The organism is Hoyosella sp. YIM 151337, assembly GCF_026041215.1.
GTDB lineage: Bacteria > Actinomycetota > Actinomycetes > Mycobacteriales > Mycobacteriaceae > Hoyosella.
In genome coordinates this window covers 18,901-35,123 of sequence record NZ_JAPEIQ010000011.1, presented here as the reverse complement: position 1 = coordinate 35,123, position 16,223 = coordinate 18,901, and the positions used below count along the sequence as shown (strand labels likewise).

The 16,223-nt window shown below is 62.6% G+C and carries 15 protein-coding genes; 8 read left to right on the top strand and 7 right to left on the bottom strand.

Translation table 11 applies throughout. The features are described 5' to 3' along the window. Positions 1–2: 2 nt before the first annotated feature. Entirely contained in the window at positions 3–1,274 is a 1,272-nt protein-coding gene (locus ONR57_RS04860) for a polysaccharide pyruvyl transferase family protein (RefSeq protein ID WP_265121880.1), read from the bottom strand. A 203-nt stretch (positions 1,275–1,477) separates the two neighbouring features. Between ONR57_RS04860 and ONR57_RS04855 the strand changes: the two genes are divergently transcribed. From ONR57_RS04855 to ONR57_RS04835, 5 genes are read left to right on the top strand one after another with little or no spacing between them, the layout of a single operon-like run. Beyond that, entirely contained in the window at positions 1,478–2,299 is an 822-nt protein-coding gene (locus ONR57_RS04855) for an ABC transporter permease (RefSeq protein WP_374116403.1), read from the top strand. A gap of 9 nt (positions 2,300–2,308) precedes the next feature. Beyond that, positions 2,309–3,106: an ABC transporter ATP-binding protein gene (locus tag ONR57_RS04850; RefSeq protein ID WP_265121879.1), complete on the top strand. Its 798-nt coding sequence runs from the start codon at positions 2,309–2,311 to the stop codon at positions 3,104–3,106. Next, positions 3,103–3,984, top strand: a complete 882-nt coding sequence (locus tag ONR57_RS04845) for a glycosyltransferase (RefSeq protein ID WP_265121878.1) — start codon at positions 3,103–3,105, stop codon at positions 3,982–3,984. Before ONR57_RS04850 ends, ONR57_RS04845 begins: the two co-directional genes overlap by 4 nt. A gap of 45 nt (positions 3,985–4,029) precedes the next feature. Continuing rightward, positions 4,030–4,968, top strand: coding sequence for an ATP-binding protein (locus tag ONR57_RS04840; protein ID WP_265121877.1), 939 nt, complete (start codon positions 4,030–4,032; stop codon positions 4,966–4,968). Continuing rightward, entirely contained in the window at positions 4,968–6,530 is a 1,563-nt protein-coding gene (locus ONR57_RS04835; RefSeq protein ID WP_265121876.1) for a VWA domain-containing protein, read from the top strand. Before ONR57_RS04840 ends, ONR57_RS04835 begins: the two co-directional genes overlap by 1 nt. Here the strand turns inward: ONR57_RS04835 and erm are convergent. Beyond that, positions 6,442–7,254 (bottom strand): 23S ribosomal RNA methyltransferase Erm, encoded by an 813-nt coding sequence (gene erm, locus ONR57_RS04830; protein WP_265121875.1) that lies wholly within the window; start codon positions 7,252–7,254, stop codon positions 6,442–6,444. The two genes, ONR57_RS04835 and erm, sit on opposite strands and share 89 nt — an antisense overlap. A gap of 452 nt (positions 7,255–7,706) precedes the next feature. Between erm and ONR57_RS04825 the strand changes: the two genes are divergently transcribed. After that, on the top strand, positions 7,707–9,158 hold the full coding sequence (locus tag ONR57_RS04825) for a sodium/glutamate symporter (RefSeq protein WP_265121874.1): 1,452 nt from the start codon (positions 7,707–7,709) through the stop codon (positions 9,156–9,158). A gap of 4 nt (positions 9,159–9,162) precedes the next feature. On the opposite strand, the gene ONR57_RS04820 is transcribed toward ONR57_RS04825, so the two are convergent. Both ONR57_RS04820 and ONR57_RS04815 read right to left on the bottom strand, forming a co-directional pair. Next, positions 9,163–10,308 carry a zinc-binding dehydrogenase gene (locus tag ONR57_RS04820; RefSeq protein WP_265121873.1) on the bottom strand — a complete coding sequence of 382 codons (1,146 nt, stop codon included), beginning with the start codon at positions 10,306–10,308 and terminating at the stop codon, positions 9,163–9,165. Further along, positions 10,305–11,801 carry an NAD(P)/FAD-dependent oxidoreductase gene (locus ONR57_RS04815; RefSeq protein WP_265121872.1) on the bottom strand — a complete coding sequence of 499 codons (1,497 nt, stop codon included), beginning with the start codon at positions 11,799–11,801 and terminating at the stop codon, positions 10,305–10,307. Before ONR57_RS04815 ends, ONR57_RS04820 begins: the two co-directional genes overlap by 4 nt. Positions 11,802–11,869: 68 nt before the next feature. Between ONR57_RS04815 and ONR57_RS04810 the strand changes: the two genes are divergently transcribed. Together ONR57_RS04810 and ONR57_RS04805 are read left to right on the top strand one after the other, a co-directional pair. Next, entirely contained in the window at positions 11,870–12,463 is a 594-nt protein-coding gene (locus tag ONR57_RS04810; protein ID WP_265121871.1) for a TetR/AcrR family transcriptional regulator, read from the top strand. Between the two features lie 9 nt (positions 12,464–12,472). Then, positions 12,473–13,285, top strand: coding sequence for an aminoglycoside adenylyltransferase family protein (locus ONR57_RS04805; protein WP_265121870.1), 813 nt, complete (start codon positions 12,473–12,475; stop codon positions 13,283–13,285). 6 nt (positions 13,286–13,291) lie between these two features. Here the strand turns inward: ONR57_RS04805 and ONR57_RS04800 are convergent, their stop codons facing one another. From ONR57_RS04800 to ONR57_RS04790, 3 genes are read right to left on the bottom strand one after another with little or no spacing between them, the layout of a single operon-like run. Beyond that, the gene (locus ONR57_RS04800; RefSeq protein WP_265121868.1) at positions 13,292–14,275 is read right to left on the bottom strand and encodes an ABC transporter substrate-binding protein; all 984 of its coding nucleotides are present in this window, start codon (positions 14,273–14,275) and stop codon (positions 13,292–13,294) included. Positions 14,276–14,281: 6 nt separating this feature from the next. Then, complete coding sequence (locus tag ONR57_RS04795) at positions 14,282–15,088, bottom strand: ABC transporter ATP-binding protein (protein WP_265121867.1); 807 nt, start codon at positions 15,086–15,088, stop codon at positions 14,282–14,284. Then, positions 15,088–16,119 carry an iron ABC transporter permease gene (locus ONR57_RS04790; RefSeq protein ID WP_265121866.1) on the bottom strand — a complete coding sequence of 344 codons (1,032 nt, stop codon included), beginning with the start codon at positions 16,117–16,119 and terminating at the stop codon, positions 15,088–15,090. Before ONR57_RS04790 ends, ONR57_RS04795 begins: the two co-directional genes overlap by 1 nt. Positions 16,120–16,223: the final 104 nt, after the last annotated feature.

Genomic DNA, 16,223 nt, shown 5'->3' with positions numbered 1-16,223 from the left:
CCCTAGACTCTGCTCCGCCGCAAGGCTTTGGCCCGCTGCACCCCCGCACGCAGTGAACGCCGCGCCCGCGGCGGAACCGCTTGCTTCGCGCGGATCTGCAATGGCAGCTTGGGGTACAACGCGGCAGCGAGATCCCGCTTCTGCATCACCATTCGTTCGACGTCGCTGGCTGCGAAACCACCGCCGCGGGGCTGGGCGGGTGCGAGGCTGGACGCGTCGGCTCCGAGCACCAGCCACTGCGAGCCGGCTGCGGTCAGTGAGCGGTGCTTCGTGTCGTAGTAACCTTTCCGCCCGCTCAGCGCGACACCCGACGCGCCGGTCGCTGCCGCGAGTAGGTGCGGGTGGAAGCGGGTACTGATCCAGGTTTGTCCTCGCCGGGCGGGCAACCCGTTGCGCCACAGTTCGGTGAACGGCACGAATTCCGCGCCCTCCACGCGGTCCGCGATCTGGTCAAACACCACGCGATCCGTCCCAGGGATTCCCTCGATGACGGCGACTTGGTCACCCTTCACGCCCCAGGCGTCAAGCAGTTCTGTTGCACGGCGGGCGATCGAACTGTCCGCCGACTCATCGTCGGTCACCAGGTCAGATTGCAGGCATAGGACGAACTCACGGCGCGAGGCCTCGCTCGCGGTGTCAAAGATCGGCACGCTTCCGCGCCGCTGCGACGGCAGCGGCACCGCGAGCCACGCGTCATCACCCCCGACAGGGAGACTGAGCAGGCGAGCGGACTCGTCGTCACGCACGTCGAACACGGCGAAATCTGCAACGCTTTCACGCAGTTCAGCGCCGTCTCCGGCCGGCATGAGTCCCTGTCCGGTCGCGTAGAGCGGCGCGCCCGAGGCGCGTGCAGCGGCACGGACCAGCCGCAAAAGACCCAGGTGGTGCGGCCAAACAGTATTAAGGTAGCCGCCGCCGAGCAGATGGATGCTCGACGCCCGCGCGAGCAAGCCAATCCCGTCCGCGAGCAAACACGCGCGCCCCGGCTCGCCGACGACACGGTCAAGCAGTTCGCGCCCCTCAGCAGGTGGACGCGTCGACGCCTCGACTGCGAGCCGCCACGCAGTGTCCACGAAGAGAACCCGTGGATGACAGCCACGCAGCAGCACCGCGGCCTGACCAGGAGTGTGGCAGTCCAAGACCACAAGCGCACTGGGCCGGACGCGCGCCAGATAACGCAGCCACGCTGCGGCAATGAACTCGTCCCCATAATTAGGGTGCCCACTGGGCGCTATGAGGTAGACGACTTCACGGCCTTCATCGGGCTGCAGCATGGGAACAACTTTGGCGATCTCTTTACTTTTAGGCAACTCGGCGCAGGCTTCCGAGTGTCGCCGCGCGGCCCCGCGCGGATTCTTGTGACTGCCGACTAGGCTTACCGTTCGTGCCCGACTCACCGACAGAACCCGACGACCCGGCAGACCAGGGAAACCCGGAGCCCGCAGGCGCTCACGCGCTGCAGGTCGAGGTGCACGAGATCACCTCGGATTCGAAGACGTTCGCGCGCGCGTTCGGCGACCTCCGCACGGGTTTGGCCCAGCGCGAATTGTGGTTGCAGCTGGGGTGGCAGGACATCAAGCAGCGCTACCGGCGGTCAGTGATCGGACCGTTCTGGATCACGATCGCCACTGGCGTGCAGGCAGTCGCGATGGGGCTGCTGTACTCGGTGCTTCTTGAAGTGGAACTGCGGACTTTTCTGCCGCACGTCACCGTGGGGCTCATCATTTGGACGATGATCCAGGGCGCGATCCTTGACGGCGCCGAGGTGTTCATCAAGAACGAAGGCCTCATCAAATTCTTGCCGTCCGCACTGAGCGTGCATGTGTACCGGCTGGCCTGGCGTTTGTTCCTGTTGTTTATTCACAACATCCTGATCTACGTGATCATGCTGGCCATATTCCGGCCGTCACTCGACTGGTCGAGCCTGCTCGCAATTCCGGCGCTCGTGCTGATAATGCTGAACGTCGTGTGGGTGACGCTGTTCTTCGGGATCTTTGCGACTCGGTACCGGGACATTCAGCCAATCCTGAACAGTCTCACGCTGCTGCTGTTCTTCATGACGCCAATCGTGTGGACGACCGAAGGGCTGATCGCACGTGGCGGGGAGGCCGCCGACCGTGCCCGCATCGTGGAAATCAACCCGCTGTACCACTATCTCGAGATCGTCCGCGCGCCAATGCTGGGTAATTCCGTCGCTTTCTACCACTGGGGCATCGTTCTGGCGTGCACGGTCGCGGGGTGGGTACTGACGATTATCGCTTTACGCAACTACCGGGCCCGCGTGCCCTACTGGGTGTAGGGAGGGACAGTGCCAGAAGTACGTATCGATACGGCGAGCGCGTGCGTCGACTTTCCGATTTTCGACGCGAAGACCCGTTCGCTGAAGAAGGCGTTCCTGGGGAAAGCCGGTGGGACCATCGGCCGGAACACCTCCAACGTCGTCATTGTTGAAGCGCTGCGTGACATCACGATGTCGCTGCGGGAGGGCGATCGTGTCGGCCTCGTCGGCCATAACGGCGCCGGCAAATCAACACTCTTGCGCCTGCTCGCGGGCATTTACGAGCCGACGCGCGGCAAAGCCCGGATTCAAGGCCGGGTAGCGCCAATTTTCGACCTCGGTGTCGGGATGGATCCCGAAATTTCGGGCTACGAGAACATCATTATCCGCGGGTTATTCCTCGGAATGACGCGGAAGCAGATGATGGCGCGCATGGACGAGATCGCGGATTTCACCGAACTCGGTGATTATCTCAACATGCCGTTGCGCACCTACTCCACGGGCATGCGCGTGCGGGTGGCGATGGGTGTGGTCACCAGTATCGAGCCCGAGATCCTGCTGCTCGACGAGGGCATCGGGGCGGTTGACGCCGAATTCATGCGTAAGGCACGAAAGAAGCTTGAACAACTGGTCTCCCGGTCCGGCATTTTGGTGTTCGCGAGTCACTCCGACGAATTCCTCGCCCAACTGTGCGACACCGCGATGTGGATCGATCACGGCACGATCCGCGAGCGGGGCAACATCAAAGATGTGCTGACGCATTACAAGGGCCCAGAGGCAGCCAAGATCGTCGATAAAGTGCAGGCAGATATGGCGGCTGAAGGATGAGAATCATCGCGGTTGTCGTGACACACCGGCGCAAGGAACTCCTCGCCGAGTCGCTTGCCGTGGTCGCCGGACAGAGCCGCCCAGTCGACCATGTGATCGTCGTGGACAACGCCGCCGAGGCAGCGGTGCGCGAACTGGTTGAGTCTCAGCCGGTGCCTGCCAAATACATCGGTTCGCAGCACAATCTGGGCGGTGCGGGAGGATTCGCGCTGGGTATGCTGCACGCGCTCGCGCTTGGCGCCGATTGGGTGTGGCTCGCGGATGACGATGGACGCCCCGAGGGTCCCGATGTCCTGCACACACTTCTCGAGTGCGCCGAGAAGCATCAGTTAGAAGAAGTCTCGCCAGTGGTCTGCAATATCGGTGAGCCAGACCGGTTGGCTTTTCCGCTGCGCCGCGGACTCGTGTGGCGCCGGTGGCGGCACGAACTCGGCGATGAGGAGTTCCTCCCAGGCATCGCTTCCCTGTTCAATGGAGCGCTCTTTTCCGCACGGGCAATCGAGGCTGTCGGCGTGCCTGACCTCCGACTGTTCGTGCGCGGCGACGAAGTCGATGTGCACCGGCGGCTGGTCCGCTCCGGCCTGCCGTTTGGCACGTGTTTGCAGACCGCGTACCTGCACCCCGATGGTTCTGACGAGTTCAAGCCAATCCTCGGCGGCAAGATGCACACGCAGTACCCCGACAACTCAGTCAAGCGGTACTACACGTACCGAAATCGGGGTTACCTGCTCGCGCAGCCTGGCATGCGGAAGCTGCTGTTCCAGGAATGGGTGCGGTTCAGCTGGTATTTCTTGGTCTCACAGCGGGACTTCACCGGGTGGAAGGAATGGAACCGCCTGCGGAAGCTTGGGCGCAACGAGCGGTTCCGGCGAATCTGATCGTAGAGTTGGAACTGATAACTGTTTCCATTAATGTGTTCGCCTATGCGCACGCAGTTTCCGTTCACCGCAATCCTGGGGCAAGAAGGGCTCAAGCACTCTCTGCTGCTGAACGCTGTTGATCCCGGAATTGGTGGCGTACTTGCCATGGGCGATCGCGGTACCGCGAAGTCCACCACCGTCCGTGCGCTCGCCGGACTGCTCGATGCCGCCAGCATCGACGCTCCCGTCGTTGATCTTCCCCTCGGCGCGTCCGAAGACAGACTGCTCGGCTCGCTCGACGTCGACGCCGCACTCGCGCGCGGTGAGGTCCACTTCCGCCCCGGGCTCTTACAGGACGCCCATGGCGGCTTCCTCTACATCGACGAGGTCAATCTTCTCGATGACTACCTGGTCGACTTGCTGCTTGATGTTGCCGCCTCCGGCGTGAACCGTGTCGAACGTGACGGTCTCAGCTATCAGCATGACGCTCGCTTCGTGCTCGTCGGCTCAGGCAACCCGGAAGAGGGCGAACTGCGGCCGCAACTCGAGGACCGCTTCGGTCTCTCTACCCATGTCAGCACCATTCGCGACGTCACAGTGCGCACTGAGATTGTTCGGCGCCGACTGGCTTTCGACGCCGACCCCGGCGTCATGAGCCGCGAGTTCGCGACGCATCAGCAGGAACTCGCGGCAACAATCACCCGCGCCCGCGAAACGGTCAGCAACGTCGCTATCCCCGAACGGGTCAGCGAGGCAGCCGTTCAACTCTGTGTCGAGTGTGGCGTCATCGGGCACCGTGCCGAAATCGTGCTTGTGCGTGCCGCGCGCGCGGCGGCCGCCCTGCGGGGGCGAACCGAAGCGACGACGCGGGACATCCTCACCGTCGCCGTACCGGCGCTGCGGCACCGCGTCACCCGTGAGCCGTTCGAGAACCCGACCACGTCCGGTGCCCGCGTCCACAACATCGCGATGCGAACCTTCGGGCTTCACAACGCAGCCTGATGCGACTCGAACCTGAACCTCGGGAACTACTCACCGCGTCGGATTGGGCGCTCTGTGAGATCTGGCTGCACGGTGGTCAATATGGCCTCCTTCTCGTGGGCGATAGCTGGGGCCGTGAACACCTGTGGCGCGAATTAGCCGCGGCATCGCGCCACAACGGAAATACCGCTGAACTCCTGCCCGCGGCAGATCTCGTCAACAGCGACGACGCCGCTGGGTACACCGAACGAATCCTCGCCGCCGCACCCGACACCGAATCCGTACCGCCCGCCCTTTTACGACGCATGACCTGCATCATCGGTGTACGGAGGAAAAGTACGCAAAAGCCCCGGCGAGCCACACCTACCGCTGACATCGCACTCTCTGTGGTCGAAGCACTCGAAGCCAACAGTCTTCACGACCACGGCCTCGACGTCGCTGCAGCGCGTCTCGTTCGCGCAGTGTCGCAAGCGCGCGGCATACAGGCCGGAATCGATGCGCTTTACCGCACGGTCATCGCGCCACGGCTACACGGTCCATCGAGTGCGGATAGTGACGGCACCGTCGGGCGATCGGCATCTTCCGGTGAGGAAGGCGAACAGAACTCCTCATCCCGCGATGACACACGCGGCGATGAGGATGCTGCCAACGAACCGCTTGTGTCCGGCGGCACCGATAGTTCTGCTGAACGCGGGACGCCGGCAAGTGGCGGTAGCGATGGGAGCTGGGACATGGCGGAAGATCAAGCCGAGAGAGAAGGAACCGCCGAGCCTGGCGACCTGGTCGCAGTGCCCCGCCACATCAGCACACCAGAGCAAGCACGTTTACGTGGACAGACTGTGGACGGATCGGCGCGCCGCGGTCCGCGCATTCACAGCGAACGAGGGCGCGCAGGCCGCGTCGTGTCCATCGAGCGGGCACACGGCAAGGTCGCGATTCACCCCACGCTGGTGACCGCTGCGCGCCGTCACGCGGCACGTGGCCGGGAACCATTCCAGGTCACCCGAGCCGACCTGCGGGGCGTCCTCCGCGCCGGCCGCGCGCGCACGTTGACGATTGTCGTCGTCGACCGGTCCGACTCAATGGGGATGCTGCGGATTCGGCAAGCCACAGCGCTCGCCTCGGACGCCCTCGAACGCGCATATCTGGACCGCAGCGACGTCGCAGTCATCAGTGCACGCGGAGCCAAAGCGCAGCTCGTGCTCCCACCGACACGCGGCCTGTTGCGTGCGCATCGCGTCCTCACGCGGCTGCCAAGCGGTGGCGGCACACCGCTCGCGTCCGCTTTCCAGCTCGCGCGAGTCGTGAGCGCCCCCTTCCTCGCACGGCGCAACGTGCGGCTTCGGGCACTCCTCGTCACCGACGGCAGTGCGACGGTGAAACTCGATCCGGACGAGACCGGCAGCGCGCAAGAACACGCAGCCGAACAGTTGATGATGCTCACGGCACACATGCCGGTGGAGGTCCTGCCGCTTACACACACAGGGGCGTGCGTCACCGATAAGGATCTCGCGTGGCTTGAGGACGCGGGTGCGGTTGTTGTGCGAGCAGCGCATACAGCTCAGCCCACTGCACCGGTGTGAGGTCACGCGGCAGCGCATACGGTGACAGCCCATGCGCGCTCATCCATTTCTGCATCTGTGTTCGGCACGACGCTGGCGCCACTCGGTTCAGTACTTTTTTGATCCCCCGGCCCTTCCCGGTGAAGACAGAGTGCACGAAGGCGCTGTAGCGCCGTCGATCCTTTTCTGTTACGAGCGGCCGCGAGCGCCGCGCCACTGTCAGCAGTCCGCCATCCACTGCGGGCTGGGGAGTGAATGCCGCAGCAGGAACACGCTGCAGTAGTTCGAACTCGAACCACGGCCACGCTTGCGCGGTCATCATTGTGGCGCCGCCAACGCCCGCCCGGCGCCGCGCAACCTCCCACTGCACCAGCAGCACAGCATCAGTCCAGTGCTGGCTGTGCAAGATACGGCGCAGCATCGCAGTGGTTTGATGGAACGGCAAGTTGCCGGCGAGCACGTGCGGTTCTCGTGGCAGGCTATACCGCAGAAAGTCACCATTGACGATGCGCGTTGACGCACGCACACGCCTTCGCAGCCGTGTCGCGTGGCGCATGTCGATCTCGATTCCGGTGAGGGGCCGCCCCAGTTTCTCCAGTGGCAGCGTGAGCGCCCCATCGCCAGCGCCGATCTCGATGATCGGCCCCTCGGTGCACGCAATTGCGTTGACAATTGCGCGCGCGATGCGGCGGTCAATGAGAAAGTTTTGGCCGAGTTCGTGTCGACCGGCACGATATGCAGGCATGTGGAAATCCCCGGGAGTGTCGTGAAACAACCCGGGCGGCCCGGACAGCCGCCCAGTACTCGAGTACTGAAGCGGCGGAGCAACTCTGGTGAATCTGGTCCGCCGCTAGGTGCGGCGGATGCGGGTCACTGCGATTGCGCATTTATACACGCCGCGAACGTACAGCAGTGGCAACGAGCGCGCATCTGATTTTTGCCTCCCAACGCAAATCTGCTTCCGCATGTCAACGAAAACCGCCCGATTTCACCGGTTTGCCGTGACCTGCGCAGATGAATTTCGCGAGGGAGGGGATGCGGCGGCATTTGTTTGGCATTCGAATCGCCCGGCGCCACCTTCTGACGTACCGTAATCGTCTTAGGGACGCGTGAAACCGAGTCCACATGACGCTCTTCCGAACTCACGGGAACACCGCATAATGCGGCCACACGCCAACTTGCGGGGAAAGGATCATCATGTCCGCGAACGTGATCGGTTTCGCCCTGCTGCTCATCGGCGTGGTGATGCTGGTATCGAAGATTATTCGGGTCAAGTGGCGGCTCGCGCAGAAGCTCTTCATTCCCAGCTCCGTCCTTGGGGGCGGGCTTGCACTGCTGTTCGGGCCGGATATCTTTGGCCGCCTCATGGGCGCCGTAGGAGTTGACTGGTTCGAGGAATCCGGTTTGTTCACCGAAGGCATCCTCGACGTGTGGCGAACGCTGCCAGGGCTGCTGATCTCCGTCGTGTTCGCGGCACTGTTCCTCGGCCACCGGCTGCCCTCCCCTAGGGAGGCCTTCCATGTAGCTGGCCCGCAGATCAGCTTCGGCATGGCCCTCGGCAGCGGGCAGTACGTTTTGGGATTGGCCCTCGCGTTTCTCGTTCTCGGTCCGGTATTCGGGCTCCCCATTATTTCTGGAACGCTGATCGAGATTGGGTTTGAGGGTGGCCATGGAACGGCCGCGGGCATGGCGGCTACCTTCCAGGAGTTCGGCTTCCCGGAGGGCCAGGATCTCGCTCTCGGCCTCGCCACCATCGGCATCCTGTCGGGCGTGATCGTCGGCATCATTCTGATCAACTGGGGCGTTCGCACCAACAAAACCACACAACTCAAAGAGAAAGGCAGCCTCTCTGTTGCCGAGCAGGCAGGTCTGGTGGAGAAGGAGAACCGCCGCCGTGCAGGCACTCTCACAGTCCAGCCGTCATCAATCGAACCACTTACTCTTCACTTTGGTCTCATCGCGCTTGCAGTTCTCATCGGATGGATGATCCTCGAAGGGCTGCGCTGGATCGAGCAACAGCTTTGGGCCGACAACTTCGAAATCTTCGCGCACGTTCCGCTATTCCCGATCGCAATGATCGGGGGCATCCTCGTACAGCTCGCGATTCAGACGTTCGACAAACACGACATCGTCGACCAGCAGCTTGTCGAGCGGATTCAGGGCTTTTCGCTCGACGTGCTGATCATTGCGGCGCTGGGTACCTTGTCGCTTCAGGCGATCGCCGCGAACTTCGGTCCGTTCCTGCTGCTCGCAATCACCGGTCTCGCATGGGCACTGTTCGCCTTTATCGTTCTCGCGCGGCGGGTCATGCCCGACTACTGGTTCGAGCGGGGAATCGCCGACATCGGCCAGTCGCTCGGCGTCACCTCCACTGGCCTCATCCTGCTGCGCGTGGCCGACCCCGACTTGAAGACGCCCGCGTACCCGGCTTTCGGCTACAAGCAGCTCGTGCTCGAGCCGTTTTTCGGTGGTGGTCTCATCACGGCTGGCTCAATCCCGCTGATCATGAGCTTCGGCGCCGGGTGGTTCTTCGCGGGAATGCTCGCGCTCCTTATCGGTTCCATTGCGGCCGGTTTGCTCTACTTCGGCAAGCGGAAACCGATGCCCGCGGACAGCGCTGGTACCAGTACGGAAAGCAGCGCGGGCTGACGGCTCAGGAGGTCGGATCGACCAGTATCTTGGCATGCCGTTCTGGGTCGCTGAGCGCGTCGAACGCTTCGCTGACCCCGTCGAGCCCCACCGTTCCGGTGATGAGCGGTGCGGCGTCAACTTTGCCCACCGCGAGCATGTGCAAGGTGTCCCGGAACTCGATCGGCAGGTAGCCCAGGGCGAAACGCAAGTCGATCTCTTTGTTGATCGCGAGCGCGGGCCGGAAGTGATCGACATCCATACAGACCCCGACAACAACGATGCGCGAACGGATCGGCGCCGCGGCGACAATGCTGTCGATCACACCCGGCACGCCGACACATTCGAAGATCACTGGCGCCTTCGGGTCGATCGCGCCCGCGCGTTCGGCGACCCGCCACAACGGTTCCCACGGGACCGGGAGCCTCCGCAACGTGCGCATGCCGTCTATCGCGAGATCCAGTAATGCTGGAGTTGCGACAAGGTGCCCACGCTCGGCCAAGTCTGAATAAGGAGACGAGTCACTTGGATTCACCACCTCGTGCGCACCGAGTGTGGCTGCCAGTGCGCGGCGAGCGGGGGAATAATCGCTCGCGATGATGTGACGCACGCCGCGGGCAGCGAGCATCCCGATCACTGCCAGCCCGATAGGCCCGCAGCCGATCACTATCGCGGTGTCCTTCTTCCCGATCTCCGAGCGCCGCACCGCGTGCCACGCGACCGCCATCGGTTCAGTCAGCGCTGCAACCTGTGGACTCAGCCCATTCGGCACCTCGAATGTCAGCGACTCCTCGACAACCACCTGCTCGGCGTAACCGCCAGGGGCTGCTTCGGACAGGCCCGTTAGATGCGAGGCGCCAGCGGCGCGACGAAGCGGCATCGCGACGACACGGGTACCGGGCCGCCACCGTTTGCGTGTACCGGGACCGTAATCTGCCACCTCGCCGCAGAATTCGTGCCCCATCACGACGCTCTGATGTGAACGCATCGCACCGGAGTACCCGGTCGCAGCCGCCACACCGGCGAGTTCGTCAGCGTGATAGCGGGCGTGTAAATCGGAACCGCAAATACCGCAGTTGAGCACGTCGAGCACGACCTGCCCACGTTCGGGCCGGGCTGCTGGCAACTCAACGACCTCCAACGCGCCAGCGGTGCACGTCACCGCCCTCACTGTCTTGGCCTAGCAGCGGCGAACGCGTAGTCGTTAAGGTCGAATGTTCGGCTTTCCCACATAGTTTCCAGCGTCAGCGCAGGACGGAATGGCACATCGCCGTGCTTGTCGAAGTAATAGCTGTTCGACGTCGCACAGCCAGGCTGGAAGAAAACTTGATTGTCGCGGCGCTGCATCATCTTGTCGAGATAGCGGGCGTTTGCCTGTTCAGTGATTTCCACTCGTGTCGCGCCGCTTCGGCGTGCGTGCGTGAGGCACCGAGCGATGTGCTGCGCCTGGACTTCGATCAAGTTGAAGTAGGACGATCCGTTGTAGCCGTACGGACCCAAGACGGTGAAGGCGTTCGGGAACTTCGGGACACTCACACCTTGGTATGCCTGGTAGCGGGTCTCATCCCACCATGACTCAAGGTCGCGCCCACCCCGCCCGACCATGCGGAAGGGTGGCATGTTTCCGGCCTCGAATACCTTGAAGCCCGTCGCAAGTATCAGCACATCGACTTGGTGCTCAGCTCCGTCGACCGTGCGGATCCCATCCGCTGTGATTCTGTCGATTCCGTTCGTCTCCAGAAACACGTTGGCGCGGTTGAACGTGGAGAGGTAGTCGTTTGAAAAGCTCGGCCGCTTGCAGCCAAGCGGGTATTTGGGAGTGAGTTTCTCCCGCACCACTGGGTCATGCACCTGACGACGCAAGAATTGCAGGCCAACTTTTTCCCCGGCACGCGAAATAGGGACCTTTCCGTAGAAATGCGCTGCGATGGGAAAGGTGAGTTCAACAAAACACTCACTCGCCAGGCGAGCTAACTGGCGCGCGCCTGGAACGTGGCCGAGAGCGAACCGTGCCGGTGCCGGTATCGGGCCATCGGGCTTAGGCAGACACCAGATAGGCGTGCGCTGGAAGACAACTAAGTGACCGACCTCAGGCGCGATGGACGGTATCACCTGTACCGCGGACGCGCCGGTGCCGATCACTGCCACCTTCTTGCCACGAAGATCCACCGTATGGTCCCACCGCGCGGTGTGCATGAGCGTGCCACCGAAGCTGTCAATGCCGTCGATTGCCGGTGGTTTTGGCTGTGTAAGGACACCTGTCGCGGTGACAAGGTAGCGGGCAGTCAACTGTTTTCCGCTCGTCGTGCCGACAACCCAACAGTCAGACGCTTCGTCAAATACCGCGGATTCAACTCTGCTGTTAAACCGCAGCCGGTCACGCAGGCCGTACTTGTCGACACAGCTCTCGGCATACGACTTCAATTCGCGGCCGGGGGCGTACACCCGCGACCAGTCGGGACGCGTGTCGAACGAGAACTGGTAACTGAACGAGGGAATATCTACGGCTACACCAGGATAAGTGTTCCAGTGCCACGCACCCCCGACCCCGTCACCGTCTTCCAGAATGACGAAATCGGAAAACCCTGCCTGATCAAGCTTGATCGCTGCACCGATTCCGGAGAACCCCGCGCCGACGATGAGGACTTCGTGATCCGGTACCACAGATGATCTCCTCATTGAGATTAGCTGGTAATCTGAATACGCAAATAATCGCACAGTAGGATGACGGCATGCAACGGCTGACAAGGAGAGAAAGTCAGCAACAGACGCGGCAGCGCGTCCTCGACGCAGCGACCGAACTGTTCCTGGACCGGGGCTACCGAGTGACATCGATCGGCGAGGTCGCGGATGCTGCGGGCTATTCACATGGTGCGGTGTATTCCAACTTCGCCAGTAAGACCGCGCTTGGGGTCGCGGTGGTGGACCAGTTGTATGACCGCGCCGCGACCCGGCTGCGCGAAGCGATCCACAGTGCAGGAGAAGACGTTACTGGTCTCCTCACTGCCATCACTGCCTGGAGCGCGGAGACGATCGGAGATGCCCGCTGGACGCGGCTGGAGACCGAGGTCACCTCGGCAGCGGGTGATGGCGAAATACGCGACGCAAACGCACAGCGTTACAAGCGGTTACGCGCGGCCGGTATCGACATCGCAGACACCCTCGCTGCAGAGCGCGGTATTCGATTCGCACTCCCCCCGGACGAACTCATGATCGGCGTACTCGGGCTCGCACTCGGCATCGGCATCCAGCGCGCAGCCGACCCTTCAATTCCCGGCTCGACCTTCACCTCCTTCCTCGCAGCTCTTCTGCCCGCAGGGAAGTGACAGGTGGTGATGGAGCGACACCAGAGTCCACAGATCGTGCCCCCGCCCCAACCCATCCCCGCCGAAGCGGCTCAGGCGCATGTTGCCGTAAGTCGAGAATTCGGGGCGGAGCTCGCGGGCGTCTATCTGTTCGGTTCCGCTGTGAACACGGGCGGACTCCAGCCTCAGAGCGACGTCGACGTGCTAGTTGTCACGCGTAACCGAACCACAGCGAGCGCGCGCGAGCGCCTTGCCGCGGCATTCATGGGCATCTCTGGTGATCCTTACCGCGCTGAGACTCCCCGCCCCCTTGAGGTGACGGTACTGGCTGAGCCAGATATTCGCCCCTGGCGCTACCCGCCCATCCACGAGTTTCTGTACGGCGAGTGGTTGCGGCCGGATTTCGAACGCAACCACATACCTCCGCCCGCACCTAACCCCGACCTGGCAATTGTCATCACTCAAGCGCGCGACCACAATGTGGCCCTCGTTGGCAGGCCAGCACGAGAGGTGTTTGATCCAGTCCCGGAGGCCGATCTGCGCAGGGCGATCGCCGATACGCTCCCCGAACTGCTCACCAGCGTTGCGGGCGATGAGCGAAACGTTCTGCTCACGCTCGCGCGCATGTGGATGACGGCCGCAACCGGCACGATCGCCTCGAAGGACGCGGCCGCTGCATGGGCCAGAGACCGGCTCACCCACCCCCACTGCGCTGCGCTGGATCTCGCACGCCGCGCATACCTCGGAATGCGCGCGGACAGTTGGGACGAGCGCGACGTACTGCCGTTGGTTCACCTCATGAGCGAAGCAATCAGAAGAGAGCTTTCGCGTGCCGCCGAATGACAAGCTTTAAAAGACGCTCGGATGAAACGCGCCCGCCAACTGCCGCAATACCTCAAGATTCCCCCACGTGCCCGGCATCACCGCATCACTCGACACGGCGATGATCCGGCCGTCACGAACTGCAGCGACGTCGGGAAATCGATCGGCGAGCAAAGCCCGCACTGACTGTTCGTGCGCATCACTCATCACACTGACGACCAGCACCTCGGGATCACGCGCGATCAGTTCCTCGGGAGAAATCACCGCGGCGATGAAATCCGAGAACTCCGGGTCACCGGGGTCGAAGACGTTGTCACCGCCTGCAGTGCGAATGATGTCGTATTCGAGGCCCGCTCCGACCGCCGAGATCGTTGTTCCCTCAATGAATAACTGCGCCACCGTCGGCTTTGGCTGGTCGTCGACTGCCTGTGTGATCGTCACTATTTCCGCGCGGACGTCGTCCGCCAACTCCGCACCGACTCGTTCCGTACCCAACAGGGCGGATAGGTTTTCGATGTCGACGATCAAGTCTGATACTTCCGCCGTTTTTCGCCGATCAAAACAGCCTGCGGTCGAGATGTAAACGGCGGCGCCCGCGTCACTGAGTTGATCAATGCTCGCAAAACCCTGCTCAGCGGTGAATTCGTAACTCGTCGGGGAAACAACGAGGTCCGGCGCGACGTTGAGCAGTACCTCGCGGGAAGGTGGTCCGTCCTCGCTCAACCTCTCGACCGCTTGGGAATCGAGCTCCGCGTTGAGGGGCGCCCCCTTCGACTGTGCCTCCGCCACAATATGGTCCCCCACTCCGAGACGGACCAGAAGGTCTGTGGTTCCAGGCATCATGGACACCAGCCGCTCCGGTTCTCCGTTCACTGTGACCGTGCGGCCACAGTTTTCGATGCTGCGGACCCCAGTGTCGTCAGCCGCACCTGTGGGTGTGACGGATTGTCCGCAACCACCCAGCAGCACAGTGCCCAGCACAACCACTGCTCCCGAAACTGTCCGGCGCATTCGTCCTCACTCCTTGAATCTGGGGGTCAATTTCACAGCATCCACCGCTCGCAGCGCGGAGAAGGCGATAACCGTCCGGCTGTCATGGGGATGCGGCACGATATCGGCGGTGACGCCGAAGACCTCTCGGATCAATCCCGGCTGCAACACATCAGCTGGTGGGCCAGCAGCCGCAACGGACCCCTGGGCGAGCACGACGACGTCGTCGCAGAACGTCGCTGCGAGATTCAAGTCGTGTAGTGCTGCAATTGTTGTGAGGCCTCGTTCACGAATCATCGCCATGAGTTCGAGCTGAAATCCGATGTCTAAGTGATTTGTGGGCTCGTCGAGGATGAGTACCGGAGCCTCCTGAACCAGTGCACGCGCAAGCTGGACGCGCTGCTTCTCCCCACCAGAGAGATCCGCGAACATACGGGCTGCCAGGTGGGCAGCGCCGACAGAGCGCAAAGCCTCCGCAGCCAGGTCCAGCTCGTACTGCGAGTCACTGCCGAACCCGCGCTGGTGCGGAACCCGGCCGAGCAGCGCGACATCGCGCACGGTGAGCGGGAAATCGTGCGGACTCTCCTGCGCGACGACGGCTACCAGCCGCGCGGACTCCCGTGCTGACATAGATCGGAGGTCACGCTCACCGAGCAAAACGTGGCCCCGCGAGGGTTTATGCAGCCGGTACAGAGCCCGCAATAAGGTCGACTTTCCGCTGCCATTAGGTCCAAGCAGACCCAGAAAGGTCCCAGTAGGCACAGTGAATGTAACGTCATGCACGATCGCCCGACCGTTGAGCGTCACACACAGCCGATCACAACGAACCCGCATCAGCTAATACCTCCCCGCACTGCGGACGAACGCCGCATCAGCCATAGAAAGAAAGGCGCGCCGACGACCGCAGTGAGAATGCCAAGCGGAATCTCGGTTGGCTGTGCGATTGTTCGGGAGAGCAGGTCGGCGAGCATCAGAAAACATGCGCCGCCGAGCACTGTGACGGGGAGCATCCGGCGGTGATCAGCTCCCACGATGATCCTTGCGATGTGCGGTATCACCAGCCCCACGAAGCCAATACCGCCTGCGACCGCGACTGTCGCGCCGGTAAGGAGTGCTGCGGCAAGGAGAAGGAGCTTACGCAAGAAGCCAACGTTCACGCCAAGCGCGATCGCCGACTCGTCACCCACGAGCATTGCGTTGAGGTCTCGTGAACGCAGCATGACCACGCCAGACACCAGCACAAGGCAGATAGCAGGAAAAATCAACTGCGTATAGGTCGCCGCAGATACGCTTCCGAGCAGGAAAAACAGCACGCTGTACACGTTCTGCGCCTCGGTGGTGATCGTGAGAAAGTTGGTTACCGCCGACAGCAGTGCCCCGAGGGCTACACCGGCGAGAATTAACCGTGCCGGAGCTATCACACCGCGTTGTTGTGCGAGGCCGTAGACGAGGCCGGTCGCGACGACAGCCCCCGCGAACGCAGCGAGGCTGATGGGCAGCCCGGAGAGAGCCGCGGACCCAAGAACGATCGCACTGACGGCGCCCACACCCGCGCCGGCCGAAACCCCCAGGATGTACGGTTCAGCGAGCGGGTTGCGCACAGTCACCTGCATCAGCGCGCCAGCGAGCGCAAGTGAGGCGCCAGCGATGGCGGCAAGAAGGGTGCGCGACACGCGAAAGTTCCACACCGCACGATCCTGAGCCACGGAAATGGTGCCGTCCGTCATCCACGGCATACCGGGCAGTACGTGACCTATCACGATTTTCGCCGCGTCAGCCAGCGAGGTATCAAGTGGGCCAACGCTTGCGGAAATCACCAGGATAGCGAGGATCGCAGTAATCAGTCCGGCACTGAGCACCGTCACACTTCGCGCGCCGCGGATCGTGGCGCTACCACGCCACGCTTCGCGCCTTTTCGCAGCGACGGGTGACAACAGCGCCTCGCAAGGATCAAAATCGGTTTACTGAA

What these genes read in the sequence shown, in the direction of transcription:
- ONR57_RS04860 (WP_265121880.1), bottom strand. Translation starts at nt 1,274, where the DNA reads ATGCTGCAGCCCGATGAAGGCCGTGAAGTCGTCTACCTCATAGCGCCC.
- ONR57_RS04845 (WP_265121878.1), top strand. Translation starts at nt 3,103, where the DNA reads ATGAGAATCATCGCGGTTGTCGTGACACACCGGCGCAAGGAACTCCTC.
- ONR57_RS04840 (WP_265121877.1), top strand. Translation starts at nt 4,030, where the DNA reads ATGCGCACGCAGTTTCCGTTCACCGCAATCCTGGGGCAAGAAGGGCTC.
- ONR57_RS04835 (WP_265121876.1), top strand. Translation starts at nt 4,968, where the DNA reads ATGCGACTCGAACCTGAACCTCGGGAACTACTCACCGCGTCGGATTGG.
- erm (WP_265121875.1), bottom strand. Translation starts at nt 7,254, where the DNA reads ATGCCTGCATATCGTGCCGGTCGACACGAACTCGGCCAAAACTTTCTC.
- ONR57_RS04825 (WP_265121874.1), top strand. Translation starts at nt 7,707, where the DNA reads ATGTCCGCGAACGTGATCGGTTTCGCCCTGCTGCTCATCGGCGTGGTG.
- ONR57_RS04810 (WP_265121871.1), top strand. Translation starts at nt 11,870, where the DNA reads ATGCAACGGCTGACAAGGAGAGAAAGTCAGCAACAGACGCGGCAGCGC.
- ONR57_RS04805 (WP_265121870.1), top strand. Translation starts at nt 12,473, where the DNA reads ATGGAGCGACACCAGAGTCCACAGATCGTGCCCCCGCCCCAACCCATC.
- ONR57_RS04800 (WP_265121868.1), bottom strand. Translation starts at nt 14,275, where the DNA reads ATGCGCCGGACAGTTTCGGGAGCAGTGGTTGTGCTGGGCACTGTGCTG.
- ONR57_RS04795 (WP_265121867.1), bottom strand. Translation starts at nt 15,088, where the DNA reads ATGCGGGTTCGTTGTGATCGGCTGTGTGTGACGCTCAACGGTCGGGCG.